The sequence below is a fragment of the Isoptericola sp. NPDC056134 genome, assembly GCF_042264825.1.
GTDB classification, from domain to species: domain Bacteria; phylum Actinomycetota; class Actinomycetes; order Actinomycetales; family Cellulomonadaceae; genus Isoptericola; species Isoptericola nanjingensis.
In genome coordinates this window covers 1,165-1,457 of sequence record NZ_JBHJVM010000071.1, presented here as the reverse complement: position 1 = coordinate 1,457, position 293 = coordinate 1,165, and the positions used below count along the sequence as shown (strand labels likewise).

Annotated in this window: 1 protein-coding gene; it reads left to right on the top strand. The window is 70.6% G+C overall.

All coding sequences use genetic code 11. From position 1 onward, the window contains the following. Window positions 1–293, top strand: a 293-nt coding sequence (locus tag ACFCZN_RS21310; RefSeq protein WP_430558094.1) for a ThuA domain-containing protein, incomplete at both ends; no start/stop codon positions are given.

Sequence of the window (293 nt, the reverse complement as noted above, 5' to 3'; positions counted from 1 at the left end):
GGGTAGGCATCGCGTCCGACCACACGGAGGACTCGACCGTCTTCAACGACGAGACCCTCGCGCAGTACGACGCCCTGGTCATGTTCCAGACGTCGGGCGACCCGTGGAACGCCGACGAGAAGGCGGCGCTCGAGCGCTACCAGCAGGCGGGCGGCGGCATCGTCGCGATCCACAACGCCACGGACATGCGCGGCAGCTACGGCTGGTGGGACGACATGATCGGGGCGCTCATGCCCGGTCACGCCGCCACCGGCAACAGCCCGGGCCTCCCGGGCACGGTCCGGGTCGAGGAC